Source organism: Pseudoduganella sp. RAF53_2, from assembly GCF_052113985.1.
Taxonomy (GTDB): domain Bacteria; phylum Pseudomonadota; class Gammaproteobacteria; order Burkholderiales; family Burkholderiaceae_D; genus Rugamonas.
The window spans coordinates 1-5,842 of the sequence record NZ_JBFRDW010000375.1 but is presented as its reverse complement, the minus strand read 5'-3'; the positions used below and the strand labels follow the sequence as shown (position 1 = coordinate 5,842).

Sequence of the window (5,842 nt, the reverse complement as noted above, 5' to 3'; positions counted from 1 at the left end):
CGTCCTACCTTGCTGCACAGGACCGCGGCACGCCGCTGTACCAGGATGCAGTTGGCACCCTGTCGGCATCGCTGAACTACACCATCAGCAAGAACGTGGTGCTAACCTTCAGTGGCCAGAATCTGAACAACCCGATTCTGAAGAACTATGTCTACAACAAGGACCAGCCGGCTCGCTTCTACGTGAACGGTGTGCAGTATTACGCTGGCGTACGTTTCAAGTATTGATGTTCTCGCAGCTGGCCCGCACACCTGAGATCGAGCACGCCGACGCCGCAGCTTTTGCGGCGGCGACGGCGGCGCAACGTCCCGTGGTGCTGCGCGGCCTGGTACGGCACTGGCCTTCGGTGCAGCAGTCCTTGCAATCCCCCGAAGACCTGTGCCGCTACCTGATGCGATTTGATTGTGGTGGCGCCTGCGATACGGTGCTTATGCCGCCTGAAGTACAGGGGCGGCTTTTTTATTCTGCGGACATGAAGGGCTTTAACTTCGTCCGCGCCAAACGCACGGTGACTGCGGTGATCGAGCAGATCGTGCGCTATTCGCAGTTCCCGATTGCGCCTGCGGTGGCAATGCAGAGCGCTTTGCTGGACGAATGCCTGCCCGGCTTTGCGGCGCAGAATCCAGCGCCTTTCCTCGATCCTGAGGTGCGGCCACGGCTCTGGCTTGGCAATGAAGTGATCACGCCCGCGCACTTCGATGAGTCGCATAATCTGGCTTGCGTGGTCAGTGGACGCCGGCGATTCACGTTGCTTCCACCGGAGCAGGTGCGCAATCTGTATCTGGGGCCGCTCGACTTCGCGCCAACGCCGACGCCGATCAGTCTTGTCGCTTTCCGTTCGCCGGACTTCACGCGCTTCCCGCGCTTTCATGACGCGCTGGCTGCCGCACAAGTGGCCGAACTGGAACCGGGCGACGCCCTGTACATTCCTTCGCTGTGGTGGCATCACGTCGAGTCCATCGGCCTGCTGAACGCCATGGTCAACTACTGGTGGAGCGCACCTGCCGCCAATGGCCTGGACAAGGCCAAGGTGCTGGCGCAAGTGAATCAATGAAAAAACTCGCGTATTTGCTGGCGCTGCTGTGCGGCGCGGCGGCGGCCGAGCCGCGTGTGGTCCACAGCCCTTATCAATTCCTCGGCCTGATGGGCGGGGCGGGCCGCGCCGTCAGCATGGCGCCCGATGGCAGCAAGCTGTCTGCACTGACCTGGGCCTTTGCGACAGGCGAGTGCGGCGACGAAAAGTGGATGGGCGTGCCAGGCGAGCAGATTGCCGACGCAAACATTGCTGCCGCAGAACGCGCTGGTGTCGACTTCATCATCTCCACGGGAGGGCAGGGTGGCGTGTTCACCTGCGCCACGGATGAAGGCATGGCGCGCTTCCTGGCGCGCTATGCGTCTCCGCGTTTCGTGGGCGTCGACTTCGATATCGAGGCCGAGCAGACACAGGAGCAGATCGATTCGATCGTGCAGCGCGCCCGCAATGCCCAGCGCAACGCACCGAATCTGCGTTTCAGCTTTACTATCGCCACCTTTGCCGCGTCGGACGGCAGCCGCAACAGCCTGAATGCCACCGGCGAAGCCGTATTGGCAGCTGCGCGCCGCATCGGCTTGCAGGACTTCGTGCTGAACCTGATGGTGATGGACTACGGCGCCAATGATCCCAAGGTCTGCGTGGTGCGCGACAAGCGCTGCGACATGGGCGCCTCCGCGCTGCAGGCCGCGCGCAATGTGCACAAACAGTACAAGCTGCCGTATGCGCAGATCGAGCTGACGCCCATGATCGGCATGAACGACGTAGTGGAAAACGTCTTCACCCTGGATGATGCACGCACGGTTGCAGCGGGCGTGCGGGCGCAGCGCATGGCCGGTCTGCACTTCTGGTCCCTCGACCGCGACAAGCCTTGCGCCCAGCCCCTGAAAGCTGCCGACGGAAACTGCAGCAGCATGCAAGGAGTGCCGGCTGGTGCCTATACGCACGCGATGTCCGCATCCCGATAAGCCGATTGGATAAAGCGGCCTTTAGCTTATGCGTCGAGGCGCGCGAAGCCCTTGTCGTCGGGTTGACCCGAGACGACCGGGCCGCCTTCAAATGTGATTTGGTACTTCATACCGGCGATCGGATCGGCGTCTGCGTCGCGTTAGTCCTGGGCGATGAAACTATTCATGGTGGCGAGCGAGCCTGGCAGCTCGGGGAGCGCCGCAGCTTGTGAGGCTCCGCCGAGGAAGGCGTGCTGGCCGGACTTCACAGTGAAGTTGCCCGGGCAGCTGAAGGTGATATTGCCGCCTTCGAGTACGACTGAGGATTCCCCGGCGTGCAGCACCACTTTCCTGTTGGCCTTGATCTCGATGCTGTCGTCGACCGAAACGACCACTACTTCCTGGTCCGCCAGGATTTCCAGTTCGCCGGTGTGCGCTTGCAGCGAAACGGCACCGCTGCCGGCAATGGCTTTGATGCCCCCTTCGCGGGCGAACAGGGCGGTGGCGTTGGCGGAGACGGCGGAGTAAGTGTGCTGCGCGGCCAGGTGCAGGTCGGAGCCGGCAGTCCAATGCAGCTGTTCGCCTGCGTAGAGCAGCGTCGATGCGGGCGTGGCGAGGTTGATGCTGTCCACACTGTCGGCTGCAATGATGGCGGAGGCGAAGCGCTCTACGGGCCGGCCTTGCGCTGTCTCACGCGAGCCGTCCGCAGCGCGCAAGGCAGACTGACCGTTTAGTGATCCGCTGTATTTGCCGTCCTGCTGCGGATCGATCTGCTTGATCAGCTGTTCATGCTCGGTCAGCGCGCCGGCGCTGTACAGGGCGTTCTGTTGTTTTGCGGTAGCCGCCAGGTCGTCCGCCAGCTTCTTGCCAGCCTTGAGGCGTTCCAGCGCATCTGCCGCTTCCAGCTGCGTGGACTGGACGCCAGGACCCTGTGCGCGGCGCATGCTGGTCGTCATCAGCAAGCCTTCGCCTGAGCGCAGCACCGTCCAGGCGTCGCTGCGCAGTTCGAAACCGGTACCTCGATGCGCGCCGCGCGTCGCCGACGCGTGCGATTGCTGCACCAGGTAGCCCATATTTAACTGGCTGGCGGCCGTACTACTGGCCAGGCGCATGCGCAACTGACCGGGCGTATCGTCCAGTATCCACTGGTTATAGCCGCTGCCGTCGAAATTGCGGCTGTGGATGCCTGAGATCACGCCCGCGTGATTCGCCGTGGAATCGACACCCGCGGAAAAGGGTGGTTCATCGCTACCCGTATAAAGCTGCGCAACGATCACCGGCCGGTCGATATCGCCTTCAATGAAATCCACCAGCACTTCGGTGCCGATGCGCGGCGTGAACTGGGTGCCCCAGTTGGGACCTGACAATGCCTCGGCGACGCGCACCCAGGTGCCGCAGCGCTCGTCCGGCACTTCGTCACGCTGCCATGGGAAGCGCACGCGCACCTGGTGGTCGCGTTGCGTGGTGCTGACGGCGCCCGGCAGGCCAACCACCAGCGCGGTTTGCGGACCAAGCGTGGCGCCACGGATGCGTAGTGCCGTCGCAGCAGGCAGCAGCGGCACCGCAGCGCGCGCGCAGCCGAAGCGGTTGCGGTACGTGCCCGGCTCCACGCCGCCCGTGCTCTTCAAGGCCGGCGAGAAGTTGTTGCGCGCATCGTGTTCAATCCAAAGCGTTGTGAATTCGCTTGCCTCAAGCTGCTCATGGCCGGTCAGTGAAAACGTGTGGCCCGCAGTCAGGCGGCGCACCGAGCCTTCACCTGCAAACATCTTGTTGTGCAGCTCCAGCGCTTGCAGCATCAGCAGGCTGTGGGCATCGGCCGCACCACTTGCAGTGTAGTGACGTTCTGCGCTACCGTCGTACACGGAGATTGCCGGCAGCTCGCCTGCATCAAGGCTGCTGGACCGTTCGGCGGCGGGAGCGGCGACTTGCGCGGGCTCCCAGCCGGCGATGCTGACGGCGTTCGCCGATATTGCTCGGCGCGCTGCAAACTGGTCGATCGCGTCATCCGGCCCCGTTGCGCGCACGCCATGGAAGCGCAGTGCGCCGGACGCCGGGCGGGCGGCGCGGCTGTCGAAGATCACGACGCGGTGGCGGGATTGCCCATCCGGCGCCTCATCATCGGACTGGTCGTGTTCAAACCGCCAGCTCAGGCCTTCGGACGCCAGGATGCGGCACAGGAATTCGTAGTCGCTCTCGCGGTACTGCGTACAGATGGCGCGCGGCGCCAGTTCCTGCGTCACGTCGAATTGCAGGCGTACCTGCGGATAATCGGCCAGCAGCTCCTGCACGATGTCGCGCACGGATTGCTCATGGAAGATCCAGTTGTCGCGGCGCAGGCGCAGCAGCGCGAGGGCCGGTTCCAGCCGCAGGCGGTAGCGCGCCACGCCGCCATCGGCGCCCAGCCAGCGCGCATCCGTGCACAGGCCGTGCCACGCACGGCGGCTGCCGTCCGGCTGCAGCAGACGCACGGTCAGCTCCCTGCCGATGAACTGGCCGAGGGTGACATCGGCCGATGTGCTGAGCGCATCGACATCAAAGCGGAACAGCTCATTGACGCCCTCGCGGCCCTGCCAGCGTTGGACCATCAGCGACTCCGGCAGGTCTGAAGCCTGCGCGCTGGCGAGCGTCAGCAGGCGACCCTGCTGGCTGAGGCCTGTGCCGAACAAGCGGTCCATCACGGCAATGTGATGGTGATGTTGGCCTGGCGGGGCGCCATGCGCACAACGTCGTTGTAGGCTTGCACCTGCTGTTCGGTGTGGCGGGTCAGTGAAGTGCGCAGCCCGATGTAGCCCACGATGCACACCAGCGCGAAGACAGCCGTCATGGTCCACAGGGGCGTGTTGCTGCGCAGCTTATGGATCACATTGTCGGGACGCTCCGCATGCGGCGCGAAGCCGGGACGTTTGCCTTTCAGGTGGGYGATCTCGTCGCCGAGGCGCGCGGTCAGGTAGCCCAGCTTCTCCGAACCCTCCAGAATATAGCGGCCCTGGAATCCCAGCAGCAGGCACATATGGAATACCTCCATCGCTTCCAGATGTTCGGCACCGTGCGCACGCAGCTGTTCCAGGCGATTGAAGAAATTTTCGCCGGCCAGCTGGTCGCCGAACAGTGCCAGTTGCAGCGGCTTCAGCTCCCAGCTGTCACGGATCGGGTAGGAGGAGCGCAGGATAATCTCGTCCACCGCCGCACTGAAGGCATATTTGGCGGCATCGATATCGTCCGCTGAAGCGCCTCTCTTGCGGGCGTTGCGGCCAAAGTCGTCGAGGAAGCGCGTCATGCGTGGCTGGAACTCGGCGTTGTCCTGCGGGCCGCTGCCGTTCTTCAGCATGAACAGCGCATAGAAACCGTCATACATCAGGTCCAGCAGCGTGGCGTGCGCGTCCGATACCGGTGCGGCCGCTGCACTGGCGACGAGGGAGGGAGGGGCGATCGTATTCATGTTCACCTTGGATCAGGAATTGACTGCAATGAGTTCCAGGCGCAGGTCGCGCATACCGGACGGCGCATAGATCGAGATCGACTGGGCTTGTAGCATGCGTTCGTACATGGCGCCTTTGCCGTCCAACACAAAGTAGCAGCAATCGGGGCGCACCGGCACAGCGGCCGGGACCTGCGGTGCATGCGCGATGCGCACACCGGGCATGGCGGACAGCACAAACTTCTCGACGTCATCCGGCGCACCTATCTTGAAGCGCAGCGGCACCACATCCACCACTTCCACAGCGGGCATATCTGCCTGCACGGCGAGGTAGAAGGTCGTGCGCTCGTCGATTTTTCCGGAATCGAGCATGCCGTGGAAGTAGGACGGTTTCGGCTGCGTCAGGGCGATGGCGAAGTAGCGCGACGAGATGACCGTATCCAGCAG

The 5,842-nt window shown here is 63.6% G+C and carries 6 protein-coding genes; 3 read left to right on the top strand and 3 right to left on the bottom strand.

Features of this window, described 5'->3' with window-relative positions; genetic code table 11:
• The 3 genes from AB4Z11_RS20410 to AB4Z11_RS20400 form a co-directional block, all read left to right on the top strand.
• Nucleotides 1-227, top strand: a 227-nt coding sequence (locus AB4Z11_RS20410; protein ID WP_442027278.1) for a hypothetical protein, incomplete at its 5' end; no start/stop codon positions are given.
• Nucleotides 227-1,054, top strand: coding sequence for a cupin-like domain-containing protein (locus tag AB4Z11_RS20405; RefSeq protein WP_442027277.1), 828 nt, complete (start codon nt 227-229; stop codon nt 1,052-1,054). The genes AB4Z11_RS20410 and AB4Z11_RS20405, both read left to right, overlap by 1 nt.
• On the top strand, nt 1,051-1,998 hold the full coding sequence (locus AB4Z11_RS20400; RefSeq protein ID WP_442027275.1) for a glycosyl hydrolase: 948 nt from the start codon (nt 1,051-1,053) through the stop codon (nt 1,996-1,998). The genes AB4Z11_RS20405 and AB4Z11_RS20400 overlap by 4 nt, the downstream gene beginning before the upstream one ends.
• Before the next feature lie 140 nt (nt 1,999-2,138).
• Here the strand turns inward: AB4Z11_RS20400 and AB4Z11_RS20395 are convergent, their stop codons facing one another.
• The 3 genes from AB4Z11_RS20395 to tssK all read right to left on the bottom strand — a co-directional run.
• Nucleotides 2,139-4,652, bottom strand: a complete 2,514-nt coding sequence (locus tag AB4Z11_RS20395; protein ID WP_442027279.1) for a type VI secretion system Vgr family protein — start codon at nt 4,650-4,652, stop codon at nt 2,139-2,141.
• Entirely contained in the window at nt 4,652-5,416 is a 765-nt protein-coding gene (gene icmH, locus AB4Z11_RS20390) for a type IVB secretion system protein IcmH/DotU (protein ID WP_442027273.1), read from the bottom strand. The genes AB4Z11_RS20395 and icmH overlap by 1 nt, the downstream gene beginning before the upstream one ends.
• A 12-nt stretch (nt 5,417-5,428) precedes the next feature.
• The coding region (tssK, locus tag AB4Z11_RS20385) for a type VI secretion system baseplate subunit TssK (protein WP_442027271.1) at nt 5,429-5,842 on the bottom strand (414 nt) is incomplete at its 5' end.

Bases quoted from the DNA above. Each gene is read 5' to 3' on its own strand.
- AB4Z11_RS20405 (WP_442027277.1), top strand. From the start codon at position 227: ATGTTCTCGCAGCTGGCCCGCACACCTGAGATCGAGCACGCCGACGCC.
- AB4Z11_RS20400 (WP_442027275.1), top strand. From the start codon at position 1,051: ATGAAAAAACTCGCGTATTTGCTGGCGCTGCTGTGCGGCGCGGCGGCG.
- AB4Z11_RS20395 (WP_442027279.1), bottom strand. From the start codon at position 4,652: ATGGACCGCTTGTTCGGCACAGGCCTCAGCCAGCAGGGTCGCCTGCTG.